24 protein-coding genes and 1 pseudogene are annotated in these 23,877 nt (G+C 65.7%); 11 read left to right on the top strand and 14 right to left on the bottom strand.

All coding sequences use genetic code 11. The features are described from left to right. Nucleotide 1 precedes the first annotated feature (1 nt). Nucleotides 2-1,582, bottom strand: coding sequence for a hypothetical protein (locus QF050_RS06030; protein WP_308929615.1), 1,581 nt, complete (start codon nucleotides 1,580-1,582; stop codon nucleotides 2-4). A gap of 288 nt (nucleotides 1,583-1,870) precedes the next feature. On the opposite strand from QF050_RS06030, the gene QF050_RS06025 reads away from it, so the two are divergent. Continuing rightward, nucleotides 1,871-2,689, top strand: coding sequence for a DUF1206 domain-containing protein (locus tag QF050_RS06025; protein ID WP_308929614.1), 819 nt, complete (start codon nucleotides 1,871-1,873; stop codon nucleotides 2,687-2,689). A gap of 29 nt (nucleotides 2,690-2,718) precedes the next feature. Next, the gene (locus QF050_RS06020) at nucleotides 2,719-3,222 is read left to right on the top strand and encodes an SRPBCC family protein (RefSeq protein ID WP_308929613.1); all 504 of its coding nucleotides are present in this window, start codon (nucleotides 2,719-2,721) and stop codon (nucleotides 3,220-3,222) included. Here the strand turns inward: QF050_RS06020 and QF050_RS06015 are convergent. Continuing rightward, nucleotides 3,209-3,865: a zf-HC2 domain-containing protein gene (locus QF050_RS06015; RefSeq protein ID WP_308929612.1), complete on the bottom strand. Its 657-nt coding sequence runs from the start codon at nucleotides 3,863-3,865 to the stop codon at nucleotides 3,209-3,211. The genes QF050_RS06020 and QF050_RS06015 overlap by 14 nt on opposite strands. After that, nucleotides 3,862-4,362: a sigma-70 family RNA polymerase sigma factor gene (locus tag QF050_RS06010; protein WP_308929611.1), complete on the bottom strand. Its 501-nt coding sequence runs from the start codon at nucleotides 4,360-4,362 to the stop codon at nucleotides 3,862-3,864. The genes QF050_RS06015 and QF050_RS06010 overlap by 4 nt, the downstream gene beginning before the upstream one ends. A gap of 262 nt (nucleotides 4,363-4,624) precedes the next feature. Here QF050_RS06010 and QF050_RS06005 point away from each other — a divergent pair, with 262 nt between their 5' ends. Beyond that, nucleotides 4,625-5,173 carry a hypothetical protein gene (locus QF050_RS06005; RefSeq protein WP_308929610.1) on the top strand — a complete coding sequence of 183 codons (549 nt, stop codon included), beginning with the start codon at nucleotides 4,625-4,627 and terminating at the stop codon, nucleotides 5,171-5,173. A gap of 25 nt (nucleotides 5,174-5,198) precedes the next feature. On the opposite strand, the gene QF050_RS06000 is transcribed toward QF050_RS06005, so the two are convergent. The 4 genes from QF050_RS06000 to QF050_RS05985 all read right to left on the bottom strand — a co-directional run bounded on the left by QF050_RS06000 (nucleotide 5,199) and on the right by QF050_RS05985 (nucleotide 8,474). Continuing rightward, nucleotides 5,199-5,963, bottom strand: a complete 765-nt coding sequence (locus tag QF050_RS06000) for a hypothetical protein (protein ID WP_308929609.1) — start codon at nucleotides 5,961-5,963, stop codon at nucleotides 5,199-5,201. Continuing rightward, entirely contained in the window at nucleotides 5,956-6,534 is a 579-nt protein-coding gene (locus tag QF050_RS05995; protein WP_308929608.1) for an RNA polymerase sigma factor, read from the bottom strand. Before QF050_RS05995 ends, QF050_RS06000 begins: the two co-directional genes overlap by 8 nt. 167 nt (nucleotides 6,535-6,701) lie before the next feature. Next, entirely contained in the window at nucleotides 6,702-7,403 is a 702-nt protein-coding gene (locus QF050_RS05990; RefSeq protein ID WP_308929607.1) for a protein tyrosine phosphatase, read from the bottom strand. 225 nt (nucleotides 7,404-7,628) lie between these two features. Next, a complete protein-coding gene (locus QF050_RS05985) occupies nucleotides 7,629-8,474 on the bottom strand; it encodes a hypothetical protein (RefSeq protein WP_308929606.1) in 846 nt (281 codons plus the stop codon). Between the two features lie 219 nt (nucleotides 8,475-8,693). Here QF050_RS05985 and QF050_RS05980 point away from each other — a divergent pair, with 219 nt between their 5' ends. After that, nucleotides 8,694-12,251 carry a DEAD/DEAH box helicase gene (locus QF050_RS05980; RefSeq protein WP_308929605.1) on the top strand — a complete coding sequence of 1,186 codons (3,558 nt, stop codon included), beginning with the start codon at nucleotides 8,694-8,696 and terminating at the stop codon, nucleotides 12,249-12,251. A gap of 189 nt (nucleotides 12,252-12,440) precedes the next feature. Then, nucleotides 12,441-12,662: a hypothetical protein gene (locus QF050_RS05975; protein WP_308929604.1), complete on the top strand. Its 222-nt coding sequence runs from the start codon at nucleotides 12,441-12,443 to the stop codon at nucleotides 12,660-12,662. 118 nt (nucleotides 12,663-12,780) lie between these two features. Here QF050_RS05975 and QF050_RS05970 read toward each other — a convergent pair whose 3' ends face one another. The 7 genes from QF050_RS05970 to QF050_RS05940 all read right to left on the bottom strand — a co-directional run bounded on the left by QF050_RS05970 (nucleotide 12,781) and on the right by QF050_RS05940 (nucleotide 19,608). Continuing rightward, a complete protein-coding gene (locus QF050_RS05970) occupies nucleotides 12,781-14,073 on the bottom strand; it encodes an ammonium transporter (RefSeq protein WP_308929603.1) in 1,293 nt (430 codons plus the stop codon). Between the two features lie 193 nt (nucleotides 14,074-14,266). Further along, nucleotides 14,267-14,419, bottom strand: coding sequence for a hypothetical protein (locus tag QF050_RS05965; protein WP_308929602.1), 153 nt, complete (start codon nucleotides 14,417-14,419; stop codon nucleotides 14,267-14,269). A 178-nt stretch (nucleotides 14,420-14,597) separates the two neighbouring features. Further along, nucleotides 14,598-16,091 (bottom strand): NAD-dependent succinate-semialdehyde dehydrogenase, encoded by a 1,494-nt coding sequence (locus QF050_RS05960; protein WP_308929601.1) that lies wholly within the window; start codon nucleotides 16,089-16,091, stop codon nucleotides 14,598-14,600. Nucleotides 16,092-16,104: 13 nt separating this feature from the next. Next, the gene (locus QF050_RS05955; protein ID WP_308929600.1) at nucleotides 16,105-16,557 is read right to left on the bottom strand and encodes a riboflavin kinase; all 453 of its coding nucleotides are present in this window, start codon (nucleotides 16,555-16,557) and stop codon (nucleotides 16,105-16,107) included. Next, on the bottom strand, nucleotides 16,554-17,033 hold the full coding sequence (locus QF050_RS05950; RefSeq protein WP_308929599.1) for an NUDIX domain-containing protein: 480 nt from the start codon (nucleotides 17,031-17,033) through the stop codon (nucleotides 16,554-16,556). The genes QF050_RS05955 and QF050_RS05950 overlap by 4 nt, the downstream gene beginning before the upstream one ends. Nucleotides 17,034-17,137: 104 nt before the next feature. After that, complete coding sequence (locus tag QF050_RS05945) at nucleotides 17,138-18,568, bottom strand: cytosine permease (RefSeq protein WP_308929598.1); 1,431 nt, start codon at nucleotides 18,566-18,568, stop codon at nucleotides 17,138-17,140. Between the two features lie 101 nt (nucleotides 18,569-18,669). After that, nucleotides 18,670-19,608, bottom strand: coding sequence for a flavin reductase (locus QF050_RS05940; RefSeq protein WP_308929597.1), 939 nt, complete (start codon nucleotides 19,606-19,608; stop codon nucleotides 18,670-18,672). Between the two features lie 140 nt (nucleotides 19,609-19,748). Here QF050_RS05940 and QF050_RS05935 point away from each other — a divergent pair, with 140 nt between their 5' ends. The 6 genes and pseudogenes from QF050_RS05935 to QF050_RS05910 all read left to right on the top strand — a co-directional run bounded on the left by QF050_RS05935 (nucleotide 19,749) and on the right by QF050_RS05910 (nucleotide 23,877). Continuing rightward, nucleotides 19,749-20,429 carry a GntR family transcriptional regulator gene (locus QF050_RS05935; protein ID WP_308929596.1) on the top strand — a complete coding sequence of 227 codons (681 nt, stop codon included), beginning with the start codon at nucleotides 19,749-19,751 and terminating at the stop codon, nucleotides 20,427-20,429. Between the two features lie 53 nt (nucleotides 20,430-20,482). Further along, the gene (locus QF050_RS05930; RefSeq protein ID WP_308929595.1) at nucleotides 20,483-21,094 is read left to right on the top strand and encodes an amino acid synthesis family protein; all 612 of its coding nucleotides are present in this window, start codon (nucleotides 20,483-20,485) and stop codon (nucleotides 21,092-21,094) included. Continuing rightward, on the top strand, nucleotides 21,091-21,645 hold the full coding sequence (locus QF050_RS05925) for an amino acid synthesis family protein (protein ID WP_308929594.1): 555 nt from the start codon (nucleotides 21,091-21,093) through the stop codon (nucleotides 21,643-21,645). Before QF050_RS05930 ends, QF050_RS05925 begins: the two co-directional genes overlap by 4 nt. 13 nt (nucleotides 21,646-21,658) lie before the next feature. Further along, nucleotides 21,659-22,399: an alpha/beta fold hydrolase gene (locus tag QF050_RS05920; RefSeq protein WP_308929593.1), complete on the top strand. Its 741-nt coding sequence runs from the start codon at nucleotides 21,659-21,661 to the stop codon at nucleotides 22,397-22,399. Then, nucleotides 22,389-22,829 (top strand): annotated as a pseudogene (locus tag QF050_RS05915) (aldehyde dehydrogenase family protein); the annotation flags it as partial. The gene QF050_RS05920 and the pseudogene QF050_RS05915, both read left to right, overlap by 11 nt. Before the next feature lie 82 nt (nucleotides 22,830-22,911). Beyond that, complete coding sequence (locus tag QF050_RS05910; RefSeq protein WP_308932112.1) at nucleotides 22,912-23,877, top strand: aldehyde dehydrogenase family protein; 966 nt, start codon at nucleotides 22,912-22,914, stop codon at nucleotides 23,875-23,877.

The following is a 23,877-nucleotide window of genomic DNA, read 5'->3' as shown; positions in this document are numbered from 1 at the left end:
TTCAGAGCCTCTCGAGCTTGGTGTCGTTGGGGACTTTATAGTACGTGGAGACGTTGGTGGTTGACTGGTTCTCGGTCTTCACTTCCACCTCACCCAGCTTCACGTCGAATCCGGCCTCATTGGTGGCGGTGACCACCGAGTTCACCTGGACGGTGGCGGAGCCGGCCTCGTACAGCCTGGCGGCATCACGGGCGGCACCGGCCTCATTGCCGAGGGCAACGTTGCGCAGGTAGCTGTCGATGACGGGCCGGTTTTCCGGGGAGTAATCCACGTTGATCTTGACCGTGCCCTGGGTACCCGCGGTCACGGTGGAGTCGAACTTGGCGGCCTTCCCATCCACGCCTTCGGTGACGCCCTGGGCGACGGTCCCGTCCATGGACACGGATACTGAATCGATGTTGTTGCCCTTGTCCATGTTGACCTGCAGGCCGCCCTTGCCGGAGGCCTCGAAGACACGGCCGTCCAGGTTGAGCTTGCCCTGCGCCGAGACCTCGCCGCTGGCCGTTGACGTCCCGTCCGTCAGGTTGCGCTCGTACGCAAGGTCGAGCTTGGCCGAGCCGGACGCCGTGCCGGATTCGCCCGAGGCTTCCAGTGAGAAGGTTCCCTTGGCCTTGTCCGTCTGGCCGGTGGAGCCGTTGTCGTGGGCGGCGTCGTTGATGGTGTCCAGGATGTAGCCGGGCGGGTTGCCTGCCACGTCCTTGATGTCGCTGATGCTGTCCGGCGGCAGGTCCTTGTACATCTGCTCACGGGCCGCCATGGCCTCCTCCACGCTGGCGAACGTGTATTCACGGGAGACTTCCCCGGTCAGGGTGGCGCCCGCCGTGCCGGTGGTATCGTTGACGCCCAGGCCCATGTTTCCGTACACCTTCATGGTGGCGGAGCCGTCGGCGTTCTCCACCACTTCCGTGCCCACTTCAGCGCCGCCGTGGACCCAGGCCACCCTGGCCTCGATGGAGGCCTTGCCGGTCTCCGAATAGATCGGGATGTCCGCCTTGGCAAGCTCCTGCAGGTGCTGCTTGGCCAGTTGCTGCGCGGCTGCGGGAATGCCGCCGTCCATGCGCATCAGGTCCTCGGCGAAGGGCCCATCGCTGCCTTCGCCCTCAATCAGGTATTTGCGGTCCGCCGCTGACAGGCTGTCCCACCACTTGGCCTGCTCTTCCGGGCTGGCATTGACCATGCGTTCGAGCCCGGCTTCAAGTTCCTTACGGTGTTCGGCTGCCGCCCTGGCCGCCTCCGCTTTCTCTTTCAGCCATTCCCGGGCCTGCGCGGCCAGCGAGGTGAGCCGGTCCCAGGTGCTGGTCCCGGATCCGCCTGAACCGGCGGTGGAGGCCTTTTCCTGCTCGTCGGCCTGCCGCATCAGGATCTTGGAGTTCTCCCGCAGGCTGGCCACCACCTTGTCCAGGCTGGGCCGGTGGCTTCCACTCCACTCCTGGCGGAAAAGTTCACCGTCCCGCCCCTTCCACGGAGCGGACTGGATCTGGCTGTGCAGGGTGCCGGCCCGGCTGCTCAAAAGGGACGCCGCCTGGTCCGCTGCCTTGGCCAGAGCCCGCAACTGGCTGACGTCAGCGCCGTAAAAAGTCATGGTTTCCCCCGGAAAAGTGTGCGGTGCGTGTGGATCGCTGGTCCTTATGGTTGCACAGGGTGCCGGACCCGGCGATGGGGATCCCTCCCCATCCCCGTATCCCGAACCCGGGGCCCGCACGGCGGCAGCACCTGCACCGGCCATCGCTTGGCGGCAGGCAGCCCGCGCCGGCCGCTGCGGGGCCGGCTGTTCCGGACCGGGCCCGCGTGGCACGATTGCCATTGTAAGAAGGGCACGCACACCAGCGCTCTACTGCGCTTGTCCAAAGGAACGACGATCAAAAAAGAGTTGCAGCAGGCCGTTGACAAGGCCGAAGACGTCACGAATTCGCGTGTGCTTGAGATTCTTGCCCGGCTGGGTTTTGCGGTCAGCGGCATCCTGCACCTGCTGGTGGGTGCGATCGCCATCCGGCTCGCCGTGGGGGGCACCGGCAGCGCCGATTTCAGCGGCGCCGTGGCCGAACTGGCCACCATGCCTGTTGGCCCCTTCCTGCTGTGGGGCAGCTTCGCCGCTTGCGCCGCCTTGTCGCTGTGGCAGACAAGCGATGCGATCTTCGATTTCAACCACCAGCCCACCAAGAAGAAAGCCAAGAACAAGGCCAAGGCCGCCCTGCAGGCCGTCGTCTATGCCGTGCTTGCCCTGACGCTGTGGCACTTCGTCACGGGCACGGGCACCGGCGGCGACAACCGCAAGGCCACCAGTGACTTCACCGTTTCCATGATGGTGGCGCCCGGCGGTGTGGCGCTGCTGGTGGTGATCGGCCTGGCGGTGGCTGTCGCGGGCGTGGCGTACGGCATCAGGGGACCCAAGAAGTCCTTCCAGAAGCAGTTGCGGATGCCCTCTCCCGGCCCGGCGAGGACGGCGGTCACCGCACTGGGAGTGGCCGGCTACGTCGCGAAGGGAACGGTACTGCTGCTCGCCGGCCTGCTGATCGTCGTGGCCACGGTGAAGCAGCACCCGGAGGACTCCACCGGCCTGGACGGCGGCCTGCGCGCCCTCCGCGACCAACCCCTCGGGCCCTATCTCCTGGCCGCGGTGGGAGCAGGCTTGATTTGCTACGGCGCGTACATGGTGATGCGCGCCCGGTTGGCCAAAATGAGCAAGTAACCGGCAGTACGGGTGGTTAGGGTTGAAGGATGCCCCAGGTACGTGCCGAGCGCTTTATCCGCATCGATCCGGAGACTGCCTTCGCCTTCTCCCAGACCACCGGCACCTTCCGGCTCAAATGGGACCCCTTCATCTCCGCGCAGGGTTTCCTCGACGGCGCCCACGCTCCGGGGAAGGGCGTCCGCACCCGCACCAGGTCGCGGCTGGGCCTGTCCATGGTCAGCCAGTACGTCTCCTACGCGCCACCGCGCAGCGTCGGCATGACCATGGTGTCCGGCCCGTGGTTCTTCGCGAATTTCGGCGGTGGCTGGCGCTTCACCGCGGACGACGACGGCACAAGGGCAGTCTGGAAGTACACGTTTTCGTGCCGGCCGGCTGTGCTCCGGGCCGCGATGGAGCGGATCGGCAGCCGGCTGCTGGGGTACGAGATCGAACGGCGGATCGAAGCTTTCGCCCGCGCCTGCGAGGACCAGGCCCTGGTGGCCGAATTCCGGGCACTGGAGAACAAGCCGGCAGGTCCTAGGGAACCGTAATCACCGCCACCGCGTGCTGGGCGCCGTCGCGCAATTCCACACTGGAAATGCTGCCCAGCTGGATGGGTGTTGCCCCGGTGACCTTGACTTTCCCGGTGGGGGTGGCCGACCAGGCGCAGGCACGGTCCTCCCCGCCGGCACGGTCGCGGACCCATAGTGAGAGTGTCCCGTCCGAGGGCAGGCTGCTGCCGCTCACCGCGAGCTCGGTTCCCCAGGCTTTGCGTGCCATGTCGATGTGGACCTGCAGCCCGTTCCCGGAGGCCACGGAGTAGGTGGCATCCGGCTGCGGCGGCCTGACCAGCAGCGGCCCCACGGCCAGGCCCACTGCCAAGCACGCGGCCGCAATGGCGCCGGCCAAAGCCACCCACCGCCGTCGTAAGGTTCGACGCCGGCGGGACAGTTCGTCGAAAAGGCGGACGGGAACGTTGTTCCCGGCGTCTTCGCTGCCGCCGGGTGCGGCGGTGAGCGCCAGGGCGTCCGGGACGGGGAGGGCGTCCAGGAGCATTGGTACCTTTTCCAGCGCGGCCAGTTCCTTTCGGCAGGCAGCGCAATCCTGGAGATGGGATTCGAAGAGGGCGAGGTCCTGGGAATCCAGGCCGCCCAGGACGTAGGCGCCGAGCAGGTGGTGCTGGTTGGTGCTCACCGCTCCACCCCCATCTCGTCCAGGATGGTTCGCAGTGCCCGGAGCCCGTAGTAGGCGCGGGACTTGACCGTGCCGCTGGGAATATTGAGCTGGACTGCTGCCTCGTTGACCGTAAACCGGCGGTAGTGCAGGGCCACCAGGACCTCGCGGTGTTCCTTGCTCAGCCGCAAGAGCGCTTCCTCCATCAAAACCCGGTTAAGCATTTCGTCAACGCGTCCCACAACCTCGACGGGATCTGCGAGGCCACTTCCCAAGGCCTCGGCCGGCCGGCGCCGGCTCCTGCGATAGTTGTCGATCATGACGTTCCTGGCCGTGCGGTACAGGTAGCTGCGGAAGCTCCCGTTGATGTCCGGGGCGTGCTGCCAGACGCGGAGCACGGTTTCCTGGACCACGTCCTCCGCGATCTGCGGGTCCCGGGTTGCGCTGAGCACGAAACGGCGCAGGGCGCTGCCGTGCTCGCGGTAGATCGCCTCCACCACGCTGTCATCGAGCGGCATCCCACTCCTCCCGTCACCCGGCCCGTCGCCGAAACACTCCGCTTCCTGCTGTTACGACGCCGGCGGGCCGGAAACGGTTCAACCGGAGTGTTCCAGCCCCTTCTGGTCGATGTCCCCAAGTCTCGAGGGCCCGGTGCATTCTCCGTTCCGTACATTCGGCAGGCCTGTGAACCATTCTTCACCCGGAAGCGTCGTAGGGGTTAGCGTCCGGTCATCCGACGCCGGGCCCTACCAAGAAATAATCCAGCCAAGGGAGCACACCATGAAGCACCATCCCGGGCCGGGCCTCGCCATCCTGGCCCTCGCCGCAGCCCTCGCCGGCTGCGGCAGCAGCTCCGGCACCGCACCCGCCGCCACCAGTCCGGCCACGGGCACCGCGGCTTCCTCAGCCGCCACCTCGTCGGCTTCTTCCGCAGCGTCATCCTCGCAGGCGGGTGCCGCCGTCGAGCTTAAGACGGCGTCCTCCTCAGCGGCGGGCAGCATTGTGGTGGACGGAAAGGGAATGAGCCTCTATCTCTTCACCAAGGACACAAAGGACTCCGGCACCAGCGCATGCACGGGCTCCTGCCTGGTCCAATGGCCGCCGCTGACCACCACGTCCGGGACGCCCACTGCTGAGGGAATCACCGGGAAGTTGGGGACCATCACCGGCGCGGACGGCAAGAAGCAGGTGACGCTGAACGGCATGCCCCTGTACTACTTCGCCAAGGACACCAAACCCGGTGACACCCTGGGCCAAGGGATCGGCGGCGTGTGGTTCCTGTCCGATCCGTCAGGGGCTATGGCCAAGGCGGCGGGGCAGGCCTACTGACCTGACGTCCGAATGCGGCCAGGGCCTACTTCTGGGGCGCGTCCGTCGCTTTACCGGGGAGCGGGATTTCGGTGGGAACGGGAACCGGCAGTTTGGGCGCCTGCTCCAGGCCCTTCCGGACATCCCCGGGGACGTCCGTGGGCAGTGACGGTTCCGCCGGCACCCCGGCCGGCTTCTGGGCCGGTGAAGCGGACGAACCATGGGTGGGGGTGCTGCCCGGCCGGGCAGCAGCGGACGACGACGCCACGCCGCCGGGTGCCGGGGCGGTTGCGGGTGCCGCGGGAACGGCCTCCGGGCTGGTCGCCGCGGGCCGCGTCGCCGCGGGACCCGGCACGGGCGCTTCCCCGCCCTTCTTGCCTGCGGGGGCGGCGGTGGAACCGGTCACGAAGGAGGTGACCGCGTGGTTCAACTGGCTGAAGGAGTCACGGAATCCCTGGTCGGAGGCAGCGGCGACGGCGCCGCCGGCCGCGAGGGAGGCGGCAACGGAGAGCGTGGTGAGCGTGATCCGGCGCTTGGCCTTGCGGCGCGCGGCCAGTTCGTCTGCCGGTTTCCCGGTGGGAAGCATCGATGTTTCCGCGGGTGCGGCGGCGGGAAGCACCGTGGTGGCGGGGGCGCCAGTGGACGCACCGGACATCAAGGCGGCGATGTCGGCTGAAGGTGCCGGGGCCCTGGCTGCCAGCGAACGCAGGTCGAGCAGGGCGTCACGGAGCTGGCCGTCGTCGCCGAGGCCTGCCTCCAGCAGGAGCTGGTCGACCACCCCGTCGTTGCGGGATCCTGCGGTGTCACTCATGATTCGCCTGGTTTCTCTTGAGCGTTTGTGCCTTAAGGTTTTGCAGGGCCCGGCGCTGGAGCTGCTTGATGGCTCCGGCGCTCTTGCCCATGATGGCGGCCACCTGTTCGATGGACAGGTCCGCCACGACGCGAAGGGCCAGGACCTCCTGGTGTTCTTCGCTGAGCCCTTCCAGCATGGCTGCGGCCCCGCCGGTTAATTCGACGGCGTGGTCCTCCGCGGACGGGGTTGTCCGGCCGTCATGCTGGGGGTCGTACGGTGTCAGCTGCGGGCGTCGCTCCAGCCGGCGGTAGTGGTCCACCATGCGGGCGTGGGCGATGGAAAAGATCAGCGACTTGGCGCCCTGCAGCCCGCCTGTGAGGTTGCCGATCCTGGGAAAGAACGCCATGAAGACGTCCTGGGTGACGGCTTCGGGATCATCAAGTCCGCGTGCTTTGAGGTACCCCTGCACCGGGCCGGCGAAAGTTCTGTAGGCAGCAGCGAACAACGCGGCCGGATCCGTTCCGGCTGCGTTGTCGAATATGTCGAACTCTTCTTGGGCCAAAGTGTCTAGCACCAGCGGCTCCTCCATCCCGGGATCCGACTCTCGCCTTTTCCCGGTTTCCGGTACGGACTGCCAGTTCCCGTGGTTTTCCGGCTCCCTTGTTGCGGGTTGTTCAGGGTGCTGTCCCAGGCATGCGCACCCCGCCCGGCTGCCCGGACTGCGGCCGCAGCCGCAATCCAGACTAGCCAACTGCCTTAGCGGACCGAAACTGAAGGAGCGTGGGCGGTGTTGCCGCCAACGGCGGGAACGGCCGGAACGGCGGGAACGGTGGTGTTGCCGTCGGCGCCCGGAACGGCGGGGACAGCGGGCACGGCAGGTGCGGACGGAACCTCGGGCTTGTCGGCCTCAACCGATGCGGAACCCTTGGCTGCGGCGTCGGCCTTGGCGGCCACGTCGGCCTTGGCTACGACGTCGGCGCAGTAGCTCTTGATGTTCGCGTCACCCTTGGCGGCGATGGACAGGGAGGAGAAGGCCTGCGAGGAAGCGTTCAGTCCGCCATTGGCGAAGGCGGTGCAGAGGCCGAAGGCAGCCGGACCGGCTGCGTCAACAGCGGTCTTGGCTGCTGCGGAGGCGGTGGTGTTGGCGGAAACCTTCTCGTCGCTTGCCGTAGCGGTGCCGGAAGCCTTGGCGCTGGCGTCCGCGGAAGCGTCAGCGGTCTTCAGGGCGTCGGAAACAGCGGCGGTGGCGGTCGGCGCCGGGGTGGCCTGGGCGTTGGCTGCGGCGTCGGCGCCGAGCTTGGGGGCCGGCGCGCCGAAGACTTCGTGGGCGGTCTGCTGGGCCTGGGTGGGCAGGACGCCCGAGATGGCGGCGGCGCCGGTTCCTCCAACGGCCAGGGTTCCTGCAGCCAGGACTCCGGCGGCGACTTTGCTGGTGGCGAGCACGGTGAACACAGACATTTAACTTCTCCAAACCTAGACAACACGTCCGATTGGGCCCGGCGGGCGGACCCATCACTGACTACATCGCCGGAGACGGCGCGGAGGTTACGGGTGCCTGGTTTTTTCTTTTTCGGCCACATCGCGGGAAGGGGCGGGGCAGCTGATCCGCTGCTGCCGCCCCGTCCCGAGTCCGCTGAGAAGTTCCGCCGGCCGCGCCAGTACCGGAGCGGCCGGCCGCGGCTGCTAGGCCTCGACCAGGTCTGCGTCCTCGAATTCCACGGCCGCGACGATTTCCTGGGTCTCAGGGTTGATCATGAACGCCTCGTCCTCCTCCTCCACCATGAGGAAGTCGCCGTTGTCGGTGCTGAAGTGCCACGCCAGCGTCTTTTCGCCGTCGTGAATGTAGTTGGGGTCGCCCATGGTGATCTTCGTGAGCCCGTAGCCGGCAATGTCGCACAGCTCGCGGATGATCACTTCGAAGTCCGGAGCATCCTCGAGTGCTTCGGCTTCAGCCTGTGCACGGCGTTCGGGCAGGTCCGGGATGTGGGCAACGAGGCCCTGGATGTACGGGCCGACTTCCTCGTCATCGAGCACCACGAGGTCTGCCTGGCGTCGCAGCCAGCCGGCATTGAGGGCCGTGATGTTCTCCTGCTCCAGCAGTTCCTCGAACTCGCCGTCCAGCTCCTCCATCCGGAGGACGCCGTCGGGAACGTCGCCGCCGTCATCGACGCTGCCGTCGAGGTAAAGCTCCGTGTCCTCCTCGGACAGTGCATCGTAGGATTCGACGGCGCGGTTGAACAGTTCAAGGTGTGCTGTGGCGCCCATGCCCGCCATGCCCTCGCGGATGAGCGTGTCCGTAGCGGCACGGTCAAGGGCCAGGAAGGCGTACTGCGCGAAGCCGCCTTCCAGCGCCTGCGTCAGGTAGAAATCGACGTAGTAGCTGCGGACCGCCACCGGTGACATCTCCCCGGTGTGGAGCAGGGCAGTGTGCATGGCGTCGATGACGGTGACGTTGGCCTGCACCGTCTCCTCATCGCTCGCTTCGATGCTGCTGCTGGTCAGGACGACGGGCTGGGGCGTGGTGATCATGGAAATCCTCGCTGCTGGGATGGTGGTGCTCCGGACGCTTTTCACGCTACGGGGGCCAGTTCACGGCAGCGTCGAGGAGGAAGTGAACGTCAAGCGAAGTTTTCGAGGCCGCCCGGAAAGAAGACGGGACATGGGCCTGCTGCCGGGCGAACTAAGATGGATCAGATAACCACCCACCGGACCCGGCTCCGCCGTGGCCTGCTGAAAGTAGCGCGCACCATGCCATCCCAACCGGACGAAAGTGCGGCACTGGCAATACAGACACCCGCCATCAACGACCGCTCCCTCGCGGCCGGGCTGGCGTATGCCATGGCCAGCAGGGTCTCGGGCATGTCGTTCGACGCCGGCACCGGGCTCATGCTGGGCAAGGTCCGGGGCGGGGCGGAAGTTCCGTACTCCACCACCGCCAAGCTGGTCCGCAAGGCAGGCGGCTGGAGCTGCACCGTAGGAGTCTGCAGCTGCCCCGTCCGCAAGGACTGCAAGCATGTGGCGGCCCTGCTTTTCGCGGCGGAGGACAACCCGGCCATTCGCATGCAGCTACTGGCCCCGTCCACGTCCACGCAGGTGTCCCGCGCTCCCTCCGCAGCCCTCTCGGACTGGGAACAAGCCCTCAGCCCGCTGATTTCCCAGCCCGGCACCGGCCCTTCCACCAGCGGTGTTCCGCTGGCACTGCAGTTCGAGGTGGAGGAACCGCCGCCGCACTTCTCCTACACCGGCCGCCGCGACCCGGTGCGCGGCGTGCGTCAGCTCAAGGTCCGGCCCGTCATCATGGGCGCCAAGGGTAAATGGATCCGCGGGGACGTTTCCTGGAACACCCTGAGCTACCTGAACTTCCGGCGCGAATCGAACCAGGCGCACGTGGAGTGGATGCAGGAGTTCCTGGCCGGGCACTCAGCGTCCGCCAGCCGGATGCACAATTCTTCCGGCCTGTGGCTGGGCCTGAACTCCTACGCCGGGAAGAACCTGTGGAGCCTGCTCTCCGATGCTCGAAAGATCGGGCTTGCCCTGGTCCACTCGCGCGGCACCGAGCCGGTCCGGGTCGCGGACGCCCCCGCCGCCGTCGGGCTTTCCCTGAGCAGGCTCGGGGCCCCGGCGGGCCAGCCTCCCGCGGCGGATTCCGCCGGGTCCAATGCGGCTTCCGAACCCGCTGCGTCCGGAACTGCCGGGTCCGGCACCGCAGGTTCCAGCACTGCAGTGTCCGACGCCGGGCTGGAGTTGTCCCCCACCATCACCGTGGCGGGGGAAGAGGTTGATCCGGCGGCGGTGGGCACCATCGGCCGGCCCGCGCACGGCCTCTTCTTCACGTCCGGGGAGGCCGCGCTGCCAGGTGTCCCGGATCCGGACGGCGCCATTACGCTGGCGCCGCTGGAGAACGGGCTGAGCGAGGAGCTCCTCGCGTTCGTCACGGCCGGAAGCACGCTCCACATTCCGGCCAAGGACGAGTCCCGGTTCCTCACGGGTTTCTACCCGAAGCTCAAGCAGGCCGCCCGGGTCACGGCGCGGGACGAGTCCGTCGAGCTTCCCGAGCTGGCCGTTCCCACCCTGTCCCTGCTGGCCAATTACGGGGCGGACCACCGGGTGCGGCTGCACTGGGAGTGGCACTACCGCACCGGGAAACTGGTTACGGCGCAGCCGCTGTGGCGGCACCCGGGCGATCAGGGCTACCGGGACGACACCGCCGAGTCCCGCATCCTGGAAGGTATCGGCCAGCCCTGGGATACGGTGGCAGCCCTGGGCGAGTCCGCCACCGACGGCTGGGGCACTCCGCGCCTGGCGGCGTCGGTGGAGCTCAAGGGCCTGGATACGCTGGCGTTCACCGAGGAAGTGCTGCCCCGGCTGCGGGAAGCACCGGACGTGGACGTGGAAACGGTGGGCGAGATCGCCGACTACCGCGAAGCCGAGGAAGCGCCCGTGGTGTCCATCTCCACCAAGGCCACTGAGCAGCGGGACTGGTTCGACCTCGGCATCCAGATTTCCCTGGAAGGCCAGCCCGTCTCCTTCGCGGCCGTGTTCTCAGCGCTCGCCTCGGGGCAGACCAAAATGCTGCTGCCCAGCGGCGCCTACTTCTCGCTCGACCTGCCGGAACTGCACCAGCTGCGGGCACTGATCGAGGAAGCCCGTTCGCTGCAGGACAACAAGGATGCACCGTTGCAGATCAGCCGCTTCCAGGCAGGGCTCTGGGACGAGCTGGCGCAGCTGGGCATCGTGGACCAGCAGGCAGCCGCCTGGCGCTCGGCCGTGGGCGGACTCCTGGAGGGTGGCGTGGACGGCCTGCCGCTGCCCGCATCCTTGAACGCCGAGCTGCGCCCGTACCAGCTGGAGGGCTACAACTGGCTCAGTTTCCTGTACAAGCACGGCCTGGGAGGGGTCCTGGCCGACGATATGGGCCTGGGCAAGACCGTGCAGGCGCTGGCGCTGATGTGCGCCGCGAAGGACCACGGGCTTACATCCGGAGAGCCCGGACTTGGGTCCGGGAACACCGGGCTCGCGCCCGGGGATACCGGTACCGTGGCGGTGGGAACCAGGCCGGCCGCCGTCGCGCCCTTCCTGGTGGTGGCACCCACCACCGTCGTGGGCAACTGGGCCCTCGAGGCCGCGCGCTTCGCCCCCGGCCTGACCGTGCGCACGGTCGGTGAGACGTTCGGGAAGAGCGGCCAGGACGTGGCCGAGGCTCTCGGCGGGGCCGACATCGTCATCACCTCGTACGCCCTGTTCCGGATCGACTACGAGGCCTACGCCTCCCACACCTGGGCCGGACTGGTCCTGGACGAGGCGCAGTTCGTGAAGAACCACCAGTCCAAGGCCTACCAGTGTGCGCGGAAACTGCCGGCAGCATTCAAGCTGGCCATCACCGGTACCCCGTTGGAGAACAACCTGATGGAGTTCTGGGCGCTGACGTCCATCGTGGCTCCCGGCCTGTTCTCCAGCCCCAAGCGCTTCGCAGAGTACTACCAGAAGCCGGTGGAAAAGAACGGCGACAAGGGCCAGCTCGAGAAGCTCCGGCGCAGGGTCCGGCCGCTGATGATGCGGCGCACCAAGGACCAGGTGATCAAGGACCTGCCGCCCAAGCAGGAACAGGTCCTGGAAGTGGTGCTCAACCCGCGGCACCAGAAGGTGTACCAGACGCACCTGCAGCGCGAGCGGCAAAAGATCCTGGGGCTGATCGAGGACGTCAACAAGAACCGCTTCACCATTTTCCAGTCCTTGACGCTGCTGCGGCAGCTGAGCCTGGACGTAACCCTGGTGGACCCTGCGCTCTCCGCCGTCCGCTCCAGCAAGCTGGATGTGCTGTTCGAGCAGCTGGATGACCTGGTGGCGGAGGGGCACCGGGCCCTGATCTTCAGCCAGTTCACCGGATTCCTGGGGAAGGTCCGGGAGCGGCTGGACGAGGAAGAAATCGAGTACTGCTACCTCGACGGCGGCACCCGGAACCGGGCCGACGTCGTCAGCGAATTCAAGAACGGCAGCGCCCCGGTGTTCCTGATTTCGCTCAAGGCCGGCGGGTTCGGGCTCAACCTCACCGAGGCGGACTACGTCTTCCTGCTCGATCCCTGGTGGAACCCTGCCTCCGAGGCGCAGGCCGTGGACCGGACACACCGGATCGGGCAGGCGCGCAACGTGATGGTGTACCGGCTCGTGGCCAAGGACACCATCGAAGAGAAGGTCATGGCCCTGAAGACCCGGAAGTCCCAGCTTTTCGCGGACGTGATGGAAGGTGACGCCCTGGCCGGCGGAGCCATCACGGCGGAGGACCTGGCGGGGTTGTTCAAGGACTAGCAGCCGCTTTCGACGCGTGTACTGCAGTTTTCGACGCGGATCTTCGGCTCCGACGCGCGAATGCGTTTTCGACGCGCATCTGCAGCTTCGACGCACGTCTGAAATTTCGCTGCGCGGATTCCCTGGCGCACCCCGCATATCCGGTGCGCCAGGGTACATGCGCAGCGAATCCGAATATAGGCAGCGCAGATGGCGTTTGCCCGCCGCCCGTTCCCGCATATGCTGGTCTCCACCGCAAAAGTACAACGTTGGAGAAACTTCCGGCTCGGCGGCAGCTACTGGATGATCGTGGACGAATGGCGCGGCCAGGCGGTTTACCGCTCGGTGGACGGCACCGGGCACTGGATCCGGCGGAACCCTGGCCTGCACGGAACAGTAGGCACGACGAAGGGCCAAACCCTGGAACTATAAGCCGGCGGCTGCCGGCACCGGTCCAAGGTTTGGCCCTGACTCGTGCGCTGGGACCCGTGACGCGGAAGCGTCCACCGGACGCCGCCCCCAGCAGGCGGCCGCCGGCGCGTTGCCGACGTTAGACCCGCTGCGGCGAGCCCAGTTCCACCGGGTCCTCATCGGTAAGGTAGGCAAGCTCGGAGTGCGCTGCGAGGTCGATGCCGCGCAGTTCATCCTCGGGCTTGATGCGCAGGCCGCCCATGGCCTTGTCCAGGATCTTGGCCAGGAGCCAGGTGATGCCGAACGAGTAGGCCAGGACGCTGACGGTGGCGATCGCCTGGACGCCCAGCAGGTCGAAGCCGCCGCCGTAGAACAGGCCGCTGACGCCGTTCGGGGCCTTGTCCGTGGCGAAGAGGCCAATCAGCAGGGTGCCCAGGATCCCGCCGACGAGGTGGACGCCCACGACGTCGAGCGAATCGTCGAAGCCCAGGCGGAACTTCCATTCGATAGCCAGCGAGCAGACGGCCCCCGCGATGGCACCAATGGCCAGCGCACCCAGCGGGCTGACCGCGCCACAGGCCGGGGTAATGGCCACCAGCGCGGCGATCAGGCCCGACGCGGCGCCCATGCTGGTGGCGGCGCCGTGGCGGACACGCTCCACGAGGGCCCAGGCGAGCAGGCCTGCCGAGGCGGCGACGGCGGTGTTGAGGAAGACCACGGCCGCGGACTGGCCGGCGGCGAGTGCGGAGCCGGCGTTGAAGCCGAACCAGCCCACCCACAGAAGGCCTGCGCCCACCAGGACCAGCGGGCGGCTGTGCGGCTTCGTGTGTTCCATTTTCGGCCAGCCGGAGCTCTTGCCCAGGACCAGTGCCAGGGCCAGGGCGGCGGCGCCGGCGTTCATGTGCACCGCGGTGCCGCCGGCGAAGTCGATGGCCTTGATGCCGTTGGCGATCCAGCCGCCCACCGTGCTGCCGTCCGCAGAGTCGAACGCGAACACCCAGTGCGCGATAGGGAAGTAGACCACGGTGGCCCAGATGCCGGCGAACACCATCCAGGCGCCGAACTTCATGCGGCCGGCTGCCGCCCCGGCAACCAGCGCCGTGGTGACGCAGGCGAAGAACAGCTGGAATGCGGCGAACAGGATGAGCGGGATGGACGCCGAATCGTCCTTGGCGAGCATCTGCCCCATGCCGGGGAATTCGGTGACGTCACCGATCAGGCCCAGGCCGCCCACGGAGTTGCCGAAGGCCATGGAGTAGCCGAACAGTGCCCAGAGGACGGCCACCAGGCTGGCGCCGCCGAAGCACATCATCATCATGTTGAGAATGCGGCGTGACCCCACCATGCCCCCGTAAAACAGGGCCAGGGCGGGGATCATCATGCATACCAGCGCGGAGCTGGCCAAAATCCAAGCGACATTTCCCGAATCCATGGGAAACCCCTTTCGTGATGCGAAGAGAGAACGGTCGTTTGCCGTCAGAGCCGCTCTGCGGAGGGACGTGGCCGGAGAAACCACGTTCAGCGGGAGGGGCGGCTGTTGCCGTCTGATTCCAACTGTATGGCGGCAATTCCCGGGTGGGTTTCCGGTGTGTTAAATCATCATTTCGGTCACCCACAAGCGAGTTTCAGGCGTCCCGCGGCGCGCAGGAGGCACTGCAGGAGACGTGGCTGTACACCACGAGCATGTAGATGAACTCGGTGCCCGGGTGCTGGAACAGCGGGAACACGTCCGAGGCGTCGGTGAGTCGCGAGCGGGTCAGCGTGAGCTGGCAAGGCAACGGGCAAGTCGAGTAACTTTACTGGCACGCCGACCAACGCCGGAGGTCTAGCCTCCGGCGTTGGTCGCCGCCAAAAGCGGCTCAAAGCCTGTTCAGTTGCAGACCGACTCGTGGGGAGTAAATTCAGCATGGCGGACCGGCTTACCCATGCCTGTCCCTTTGCTGACTTGTCGACAAGTCAGCCGGCGTAGGGGTCTGCGATGCCGATGTATTGGGTGGTGGTGTATTCGGCGATGCCTTCGGTGCCGCCTTCGCGGCCGAGGCCTGATTGTTTGACGCCGCCGAAGGGTGCTGCGGCGTTGGAGATGACGCCGGCGTTGAACCCGACCATGCCGAACTCGATTTGTTCTGCTACCCGGAGGAGGCGGTTGAAATCCTTGCTGTAGAGGTAGGAGGCGAGCCCGTATTCGGTGTTGTTGGCGAGCCGGATGGCGTCTTCTTCGGTAGCGAAGGTGGTGACCGAGGCGACGGGGCCAAAGATTTCCTGGCCCAGGATCGCGGCGTTGTTGGGGACGTTGGCCAGGACGGTGGGCTGGTAGAAGTAGCCGGGCCCGTCCACGGGCGCCCCGCCGGTGACGGCCACTGCCCCGGCGTCGACGGCGGCAGCCACCAAAGCGTGCACGTCATCGCGCGCGCCTCCGTCGATGAGCGGGCCGACCTTTGTGTTTGGGTCGGTGCCGCGGCCGGTGGCCAGGGTGCCCATGGCGGCGGCGAACTTGGCGGTGAATTCGGCGGCGACGGAGTCGTGGACCAGGAAGCGGTTGGCGGCGGTGCAGGCTTCGCCCATGTTCCGCATCTTCGCGGCCATGGCTCCCTCTACGGCGGCATCGAGGTCGGCGTCCTCGAACACGATGAACGGGGCGTTTCCGCCGAGCTCCATCGAGGTCCGCAGGACGTTGTGGGCGGCGTCGGCCATGAGGCGTTTGCCCACGGGGGTGGAGCCGGTGAAGGAGACCTTCCGGAGGCGGGAGTCCTTCAGCAGCGGCCCGGAGATCCCGGAGGCGGAGGAGGAGGCGACGACGTTCAGGACACCGGCGGGCAGGCCGGCGTCCAGCATGGTCTGGGCGAAGTACTGGGCGGTGAGGGGTGTGAGCTTGGCGGGTTTCAGGACCATTGTGCAGCCGGCGGCGACGGCCGGGGCGACCTTGCGGGTGGCCATGGCCAGCGGGAAGTTCCACGGCGTGATCAGCAGGCAGGGCCCGACCGGTTTGTGCTGGACCAGGATCTTGTTCTTGCCCTCGGGGGTGGTGAGGTAGCGGCCGTAGTCGCGGACCGTTTCCTCGGCGAACCAGCGCAGGAACTCCGCCCCGTAGGCGACCTCGCCGCGGGCCTCGGCCAGGGGTTTGCCCATCTCCAACGTCATCAGCAGGGCGAAGTCCTCGGCCCGCTCGGTGACCAGGTCAAAGGCGCGGCGCAGGATCTCGGCCCGTACCCTGGACGGGGTCCGGGCCCAGGACGCCTGGACGGCGTCAGCTGCATCAAGAGCGGCGACCGCGTCCGCGCTCGTGGCGGAGGCCAAGGTGGCGAGCACCTCCCCGGTGGCCGGATCGTGCACATCGAACGTGCCGCCGTCGGACGCCTCCACCCACTCGCCGTCAATCAGCAAACCGGTGGGCACGGACGCCAGCAGGCTCGTTTCTCGGTCAATCGTCAAAGTTGCGTTTTCAGCCACAGCGGGCTCCTTACTATGCGTAGCTCATTTTCAATGCCACAGAACCCGTGGTAGGCGGATACGCGTCCAGCGGGGACACGAGTCCGGGGTACTTGGAGGCGGCCCATTCGCGGGCCTGTTGGACGTCCTGGCGCAGTTGGTCCGTCAGGGACTGGATGTCCGGGAATACCCGCTGGCTCCGGAGCTTTACGGCCATCTCTACACGGATCTTCCGTCCGTAGAGATCCTCATCGACGTCGATAAGGTGCGCTTCCAGCAGCCGCTGGCCTTTCTCCGCGTAGAAGGTGCGACGGCGACCGACCGACACCGCGGCTGCTGCCCATCGTTCAGGTTCCATCCTCACGAGCGCCGCCCAGACGCCGTCGTCGATCCCGTGATCGGGGAGGGCGATGTTGGCGGTGGGAAACCCGAGGAGCCTGCCCCGCTGGTCGCCCGGTTCAACGGTGCCTTCGATGACGTTCATCATGTTGCCTTTGTGCCGCTGTCCAGGAGCGTGCTTTGGAGGACGGTGTCCAGCCAGGGAACCCGGTTGGAGAAGCGGCTTACCTTGGCGGGAATGGTCCAGCGGTAAGCATCATGCTCCTCATTGATCGTTAATCGGCGGCGCTTGCTGACGGCGGTGTAAGTATGGACCAGCCACGGGTTGCCTGCTTTGTCGGATATCAAAAGCTGTTCCCCGGTCTGGAAGGCAGCGAGATCCAGCGGGCTAAGACCTGCTTCTTCCTCGAGTTCAGCCAGGGCCTGTTGCTGTGGAGATACGCCCGCCTCGACGTACCCGGTGATGCAGTGCCAGAGGCCGCGCTCGTGTCCAACGGACTGGCTGCGCCTGAACAGGGCAATACGTTGGCGCCATTCAACAATTACAGCCACAACCTCTCGGGGCGGGCAGACTGCGGGACCGTCCTTCTCTGAACCAGTCCGTTCAAGTGTCGTAGTACTCATCTGCCGGTGCTCCTGGTGCGACTGTCGTCTCCGTGGCTGGCCACGGGTGCAGGAAGGATGGGGAGGATCCTGATGGACCCTCCCCATCCTTGTGATGCTGTTGCCTACAGCGTCTGTGCTGCGGGGCTGCGGTCGAGCATTTGCAGCCCTGAGAGGCGCCTGCGGCGGTGGGTGGCGAAGTAGACGCCGGTTGCGACGGCGGCTCCGACGTAGTAAGACAGGTCACCCATTTCCGGAACAGCGGCGGCGATAGGGCCAGTGTAGATCGAGGACATCCAGAACGGGGAGGAAAGCGCTACGCCGGCCGCCCAGGCCACGAAGCCCCATTCAAACTTTCGGCTCTTATCGAAGAGTTCACGCAGACCTCGTTCTGTGCGTCGGCCTCCGAACAGATAGTCGCAGACCAGGACCGCAACGTAGGGGGCGATGCAGTATGCGGTGAGGTTGAGGAACGCCGTGAAGCCTTCGTTGAAGCCTGTCTGGCCCCACTGCGCCACGAGGTACGAGGCCACGCAGATGAAGACGACGGCCGTGTGGCGCTTGACGGGTACACCCATGGTTTGGATGGAGATGGCGCCGCCGTAGACGTTGAGGAAGTTCTGGGTGAATGAGGACAGTGCGACGACGCCGAGGCCGACAGCGGCCCAGGGACCCATGAGTTCCTTCAGGGCGCCAATGCTGTCGGACGCCGTGGTCGTCGTTCCCAGAAGGGTTCCGAGGATGCCCATCCAGACAAGGGTGACGAAGTTGCCGAGCATGGTGGCCCAGCCGGCGCCGCGCCTGTTCCCGGCGGTGTTGGGGAGGTAGCGGGAGTAGTCGGAGGCGAAGGGCATCCAGGCGACGATGAAGGAGAAGAACCAGCCGAAGAAGATGATCCACCCTCCGACGCCGTCAAAGCCCTTCGCGGCTGGGTTGAAATCAGTTTCGACGCGTCCGTTGGCCGCTGCCACGATGGTGATGAAGACGAAGCCGACCACAAGGACAAAGGACAGGATTCGCTGCAGGAAGTGGATCAGGTTGTAGCCGATGACGGCCACGCCGAGCTGGATTCCCATCAGGATCAGTGAGGAGAGCCAGAAGGGGATGTCGGTGAGCAGGGCGATGGCTTTGCCGCCGAGGATGACGGTAACGGCTGCCCAGCCGATCCCGGCGAAGACGTTTACGTAGGCCACGGGGAAAAGGTTGCCGATGAACCCAAGTGGTCCTCGGCCCTGCATCTGCTGCGGGACGCCCAGCCGGACTCCCATCGCTGACAGGTATCCCATTCCCGCCGAAGAGGTTACGCCGGCAAGGATGATCGCCAGGGCCGCGGCCCAGAAGGGCAGGCCGAAATATGTGGCGCTGAAGCCCAGCACGACGATGGGGAAGTTCATTCCGGCGGCAAACCACAGGAAGAACTGGGAACGGGGTTTGCCGTGGCGTTCGACGTCGGGGATGTGCTCGATGCCGTAGGGCTCGATCTTGGTGAGGCTGTCGCGGTAACCGCGGTCTTCGGCGACGCTGCTTTCGGCAGCACGCATGGTATCTGGGCTCATTTTTGTCCTAATGTGGGATGCGCACCGTGGTGCGCTGCTTACGAGCAGTTCGGTCGGCGCGGTTCGTTTCCTGTCCGAGGATTGTTGGCCGCGCCGGCCGTTTAAAGTTCGGCGAGTTCTGCGCCGTTGAAGAAGTGACCGGCCTTGTAGACCATCGGCGCTGTTTCGCCGATTTCCGCGTGGCGGACCCTGCAGATGAAGACAGTGTGGGTCTTGGCTTGGAAACGTTCCTGGATTTCAGCTTCAAGGGAAGCGGCGGAACCGTCCAACAGTGGGCTTCCCTTGGGCCCTTCGTGCCAATCGAGCTCGGCGAACTTGTCCGGAGCTTTCGAGGCGAAAGTCTTCACCGTGCCCAGCTGCTCTGTGCCCAGGATGTTGATGCCAAGGTGGCTTGAAGAAAAAAGTGCCGGATATGTACTGGATGTCTTTTGGACGCAGACCAGCACCAGCGGCGGTTCCAGGGAGACCGAGCAGTACGAGTTGGCGGCCAGCCCCTTTGGGGTATCCCCTTCCTTTGTGGTGACGACGGTAACTCCGGTGATGAACTGGCGGTTGAACGCCTTCATCAAATCCGGGTTCAACTCGGTTAGCTCCCCATCATCTGGGACGGCGGGGGCAGCGATGCCCCGCAAGGGGCGAATTCCGAGGCCCGCGAGCAGTTCGCTGCCGTCCCAGGTCACGGTTTCTTGCAGGATCTTGCCGTCCTGAAGGGCCAGGATGTTTGAGCCGCGGGTCTGGACGGTCAGTCCGGTGGCCGGTACGCCGAGGTACTCGTGGGTGTGGGTGCCGGTGGAGGTCCAGAAGACGGCCACGGTGCCGTCCCCCTCGACGACGTCGTCGACCGTCGTGCGCAGGTCGGGAAAGGCTTCCCGAACTGCGGCGATCTCGGACTTGAGGCCAGCGAGGTCGACGGTTGCACCCGTCGCCTTGCTGGTACGCGTGTAGCCGACAGCTGCCAGCCGGTCCAGGGCATCAAGGTCTCCCTTGTCCCAAGCGGCGAGCCAAGCTGACGTGATAAGCGGTTCGAGCGTCTGTTGCATACCAATGACGGTAAGCCAGCTCACACATTAAGGTCAAGAGGAGAGTCAAAAATCCCGACAAACCGCTGAATATAGGTCTTTTCTAAAAATGCCGCTCACCTTATTGACTGTTCTGATGCATGCAACATAGGCTTTGATGTATGCAAGGCAATGTCGAAGTAGTGAGTGATGCAGCTGACCGGGATGGACTTCTTGACCGGATACGCCGGCTCGTCCTGGGAGGAGAATTTCCTCCAGGCGCAGTTCTTCCGGAGGCCTTCCTGGCGCAGGAGTTTGAGGTGAGCCGGACCCCCATCCGGGAAGCACTCAAGCAGCTTCAGCACGAAGGACTGGTCGAGATCCGCCCGAAAGTGGGCACCTTCGTGCGGGAGCCCACCCGGAGGGAGATCATCGAACTCTTCCAGCTCAAAGAGTCTTTGGAGGGGCTGGCTGCTTCCCTGCTCGCCCGCCGCGGTGAGGTCAAGGAACTCTCGATTCTGCGGCGAAACCTTGAGCAGTCCGAAATGACATCCCTCACCCATGACACAGATGCCTATGCCCGGCTGGTCCACGAGTTTCACTGGACGATTGTCCGCGGCTCGGATAACAGCAAGCTCGTTGAGCACTACGAGCGGCTCATGAACCAGCTCGCCTACCAGCGGCTGGTGCTGCGCACGGTCGAACATCCGGGCAGGCTCGAAGCCTCCACCCGCGAACATCGCGCAGTACTGGACATGATCGAGCATAAGGACCCCTTCGGGGCCGAATCAGCCATGCGGAACCACGTTCACGCTTCATCCAGAGAGGCCCTAACTTACCCGGTCGAGGACGGCCGGAACTGAACCAACGACCCATGAAAGGAAGCTATGCGCTTCGCCAAGACTGAAGGGCTCAAATGATGAACGACCAAGGGCTCGGCATCCGCAAGATTGTGTACTACAGCGAGGAAATCCTGCTCGAAAACGGCCTCTCCCCCGCCGTTCCAGCAGTCCGTGCAACCGCGGCCGCCGTTGTTGCCAACCCTTGGTTGGGTGGTGGCGCGGCCGACGACCTCGGCGAAGAGGTAGTTCAGCTCGCCCCGGTGCTTGCCCGTAAACTGACCGACCTCCTGGCCGGCAACCTCGGCGGCGTGGAGGCCATCGAGGCGTTCGGCAAGGCGGCACTCGTCGGCACCGACGGCGAAATTGAGCACGGTGCTGCCCTTATCCACACCCCATTCTTTGGCAACCTCGTCCGCGAGTATTTCGAAGGCGAATCCATCATATGCTTCGCCGACGACCGCGGCGACGCGGGCGCTTCGCTCGTTGTGCCCCTCTGGCACAAGAACGCCGCCGCCACACGCTCGCATTATCAAACCATCAGCACCCGCATCGGTGACGCCCCCGGCCCGGGAGAGATCGTCGTCGTCCTCGGCGCATCAACCGGCCCCAGGCCGCACTCCCGCATTGGGGACCGGCTCACCGATCCCGTCGTCAAAGCAGACACCCTAGGAGAACTAGTTTCATGAGCATCCGTAAGATCGTCACCCTGACCGAAGACGTCCTCATTGAGGGAGGCCGGGAAGTCAGCCCGGCCGCAAGGGTCGCGGTCGTCGCGGCCATCGTCAAGAACCCGTGGGCCGGACAAGGCTTCGTCGAGGACCTTTCGGCGGGAATCGACGGGAACGCCTCCGACATCGGCGCCCTGCTCGCCCCCCGCGTACTCGAAGCCCTCGGCTCCCCAGCCGAAGCGTATGGAAAAGCTGCCATCGTGGGCCTCAATGGCGAGATCGAGCATGGTTCCGGACTCATCCATACCCTTGCATTCGGAAACCACTTCCGTGACGCCGCGAACGCAACCACGCTCTTGCCCGCGGTGGAAAAGCGCGGTCCGGCCGGTGTTGTCTTCGACATTCCACTCAAGCACATCACGGACGCGACCATCCGGTCACACCACCAGAGCATCGAGGTTCGGATTAACGACGCGCCGCACGCCGATGAAATCGTGATCGCCCTGGCTGCAGCAGCTCAAGGACGCCCCCAGCAGCGCCTGGCGGCCTTCAGCACCGAAGCGAAGTAAAGGAGCCTGCCTCGTGAGCCGCGCCCGCATCGCACTCATACACGGAGTCGGCCTTGACGGGTCGATGTGGGGGCCGCTCCGTGAATTCCTCGAACCCGAGTTCGACATCCAGATCATCGAACTCCTCGGCCACGGAAGCCGCGGCCAGGCCGCCCCGGAAGGGGTCACCCTGGCCGGGCTCGCTGATGACGTCGCGGAACGCCTCCAACCGCGAACCCACGTTGTGGGGTTCTCACTGGGCGCCCTCGTTGCCCAGCACCTGGCCCGCTTCCGGCCGGATTTGGTGGCCTCCCTGGTTTCGGTGGGATCGGTATGTGACCGGACAGCGGAGGAGCATACGGCGGTGATGACCCGGCTGGCCTCAGCCGAGTTCGATTTCCCCGCGACGGTGGAGGCCTCCATCCTTCGCTGGTACCCCGAAGGGTCCCCCGTTCCGGCCGAAATAGTCCAAGCAACGAGGGACGTCCTGCTCCGCAACGACCCCCGGTCCTTTCTGGCCTGCTATCGCGTCTTCGCGACCGCCGACGCGGAAATTGCGCCGGAGCTCCCGCGGATCAGCGTTCCCGCCCATGCCGTAACCGGCGAGCTGGACCCGGGATCTACGCCGGAGATGAGCGCCCGGCTCGCCGCCGCCATACCGGGCTGCACGTACTCCGTCATCAGCGGGGCCCGGCACATGATGCCCGTGGAACGTCCCCAAGAGCTCGCCAACGAACTGACAGCCTTCATCAAGGAGCATTCGCATGTCCACTGAACGCCGCTACGAACACTTCATAAACGGCGAATGGGTCGCGCCATCGAATGGGGATTACTTCGACAGCACCAACCCGGCAACCCTCGACGTCCTGTACAGCGCTGCACGCGGCAACCAAGCCGACGTCTCCAAAGCCGTTTCAGCCGCGGCTGCAGCGTTCGAAAACCCTGGGTGGCGCGACCTCAGCCAGACTAAGCGAGGGCATCTGCTGCGCAGGCTCGGCGACCTGGTCGGCGAGCACGCCGACGAACTCGCCCGGATGGAATCCCTGGACAACGGCAAGCTCCTGCGCGAAATGCGCGCCCAGCTCGCCGCAATGCCCGAGTACTACTACTACTACGCGGGCCTCGCCGACAAGATCCAGGGCGACACCATCCCGGGCTCAAGCCGCGCGATGCTGAACTACACCCTGCGCGAACCGCTCGGTGTCGTCGGCGCGATTACACCGTGGAACTCACCCCTGACACTGACCACGAGCAAGCTCGCCCCCCGCCCTCGCGGCGGGCAACACCATCGTCATCAAACCCTCCGAATACACCTCCGCCACGGTCCTGCGCCTTGCCGCGCTTGCCGATCAAGCCGGCTTCCCGCCCGGTGTTATCAATGTCGTGACGGGATTCGGCGCAGAGGCCGGTGCGGCGCTGGTGGAGGACCCCCGCCTGGCAAAAATCTCATTCACCGGCAGCACCGCCACGGGTGCCCGCATCGCTTCCTCAACCGCCTCCCGCTTCATCGGCTCGACATTGGAGTTGGGGGGAAAGTCACCCAATATCGTCTTCGGCGACGCCGACGTTGCCAACGCCTCCATGGGAGTAGTAGCAGGCATCTTCGCCGCCGCGGGCCAGACCTGCATCGCAGGAAGCCGGGTATTCGCACACAAATCCATTTATGATGAGCTGCTCGAACGCGTCGCCAACCGCGCCCGCAGCATCGTCATCGGTGACCCCCTCCTTGACGCCACCGAACTGGGACCTCTGGCCTTCCAGGACCAACGCGACAAAGTGGCCGGCTACGTCGATCTCGGAGTCTCCGAAGGAGCGACCGTTCTCACCGGCGGTGGCCGGCCCAACACCGGCCTAGGCGGCTACTTCTTCGAGCCCACCGTCCTCACCGACGTCGACAATTCCATGCGCGTGGTCAGGGAGGAAATCTTCGGCCCTGTGGCTGCAATCATGCCGTTTGAAACAGAAGAAGAGGTGCTGCGCCTTGCCAACGACACCACCTACGGGCTCGCCGCCGGCGTCTGGACCACCAACCTGGCGAGGGCGCACCGCATGGCCGCCCGCCTGGAGGCAGGAACGGTGTGGGTTAACACCTACCGCGCCATGTCTCCCCAATCGCCACGCGAAGGCTTCAAGACCAGCGGTGTGGGTGTGGAACATGGCATGGAAAGCATCCGGGAATACACCCGGGTCAAGAGCATCTGGATCAACACCGACGAATCCCCCATCGCCGATCCCTTCATCATGAGGAGCTGA

The organism is Arthrobacter sp. SLBN-112 (assembly GCF_030944625.1).
Classification (GTDB): domain Bacteria; phylum Actinomycetota; class Actinomycetes; order Actinomycetales; family Micrococcaceae; genus Arthrobacter.
This window is presented reverse-complemented; position numbering and strand designations above follow the sequence as displayed.

What these genes read in the sequence shown, in the direction of transcription:
- QF050_RS06010 (WP_308929611.1), bottom strand. Translation starts at nt 4,362, where the DNA reads ATGCCGCTCGATGACAGCGTGGTGGAGGCGATCTACCGCGAGCACGGC.
- QF050_RS05970 (WP_308929603.1), bottom strand. Translation starts at nt 14,073, where the DNA reads ATGGATTCGGGAAATGTCGCTTGGATTTTGGCCAGCTCCGCGCTGGTA.
- QF050_RS05935 (WP_308929596.1), top strand. Translation starts at nt 19,749, where the DNA reads ATGCAAGGCAATGTCGAAGTAGTGAGTGATGCAGCTGACCGGGATGGA.
- QF050_RS05985 (WP_308929606.1), bottom strand. Translation starts at nt 8,474, where the DNA reads ATGATCACCACGCCCCAGCCCGTCGTCCTGACCAGCAGCAGCATCGAA.
- QF050_RS05955 (WP_308929600.1), bottom strand. Translation starts at nt 16,557, where the DNA reads ATGATGAACGTCATCGAAGGCACCGTTGAACCGGGCGACCAGCGGGGC.
- QF050_RS05940 (WP_308929597.1), bottom strand. Translation starts at nt 19,608, where the DNA reads ATGCAACAGACGCTCGAACCGCTTATCACGTCAGCTTGGCTCGCCGCT.
- QF050_RS05950 (WP_308929599.1), bottom strand. Translation starts at nt 17,033, where the DNA reads ATGAGTACTACGACACTTGAACGGACTGGTTCAGAGAAGGACGGTCCC.
- QF050_RS05975 (WP_308929604.1), top strand. Translation starts at nt 12,441, where the DNA reads ATGGCGTTTGCCCGCCGCCCGTTCCCGCATATGCTGGTCTCCACCGCA.
- QF050_RS05945 (WP_308929598.1), bottom strand. Translation starts at nt 18,568, where the DNA reads ATGAGCCCAGATACCATGCGTGCTGCCGAAAGCAGCGTCGCCGAAGAC.
- QF050_RS05980 (WP_308929605.1), top strand. Translation starts at nt 8,694, where the DNA reads ATGCCATCCCAACCGGACGAAAGTGCGGCACTGGCAATACAGACACCC.
- QF050_RS06020 (WP_308929613.1), top strand. Translation starts at nt 2,719, where the DNA reads ATGCCCCAGGTACGTGCCGAGCGCTTTATCCGCATCGATCCGGAGACT.
- QF050_RS06000 (WP_308929609.1), bottom strand. Translation starts at nt 5,963, where the DNA reads ATGAGTGACACCGCAGGATCCCGCAACGACGGGGTGGTCGACCAGCTC.
- QF050_RS05930 (WP_308929595.1), top strand. Translation starts at nt 20,483, where the DNA reads ATGATGAACGACCAAGGGCTCGGCATCCGCAAGATTGTGTACTACAGC.
- QF050_RS05925 (WP_308929594.1), top strand. Translation starts at nt 21,091, where the DNA reads ATGAGCATCCGTAAGATCGTCACCCTGACCGAAGACGTCCTCATTGAG.
- QF050_RS05990 (WP_308929607.1), bottom strand. Translation starts at nt 7,403, where the DNA reads ATGTCTGTGTTCACCGTGCTCGCCACCAGCAAAGTCGCCGCCGGAGTC.
- QF050_RS05995 (WP_308929608.1), bottom strand. Translation starts at nt 6,534, where the DNA reads ATGGAGGAGCCGCTGGTGCTAGACACTTTGGCCCAAGAAGAGTTCGAC.
- QF050_RS06005 (WP_308929610.1), top strand. Translation starts at nt 4,625, where the DNA reads ATGAAGCACCATCCCGGGCCGGGCCTCGCCATCCTGGCCCTCGCCGCA.
- QF050_RS06030 (WP_308929615.1), bottom strand. Translation starts at nt 1,582, where the DNA reads ATGACTTTTTACGGCGCTGACGTCAGCCAGTTGCGGGCTCTGGCCAAG.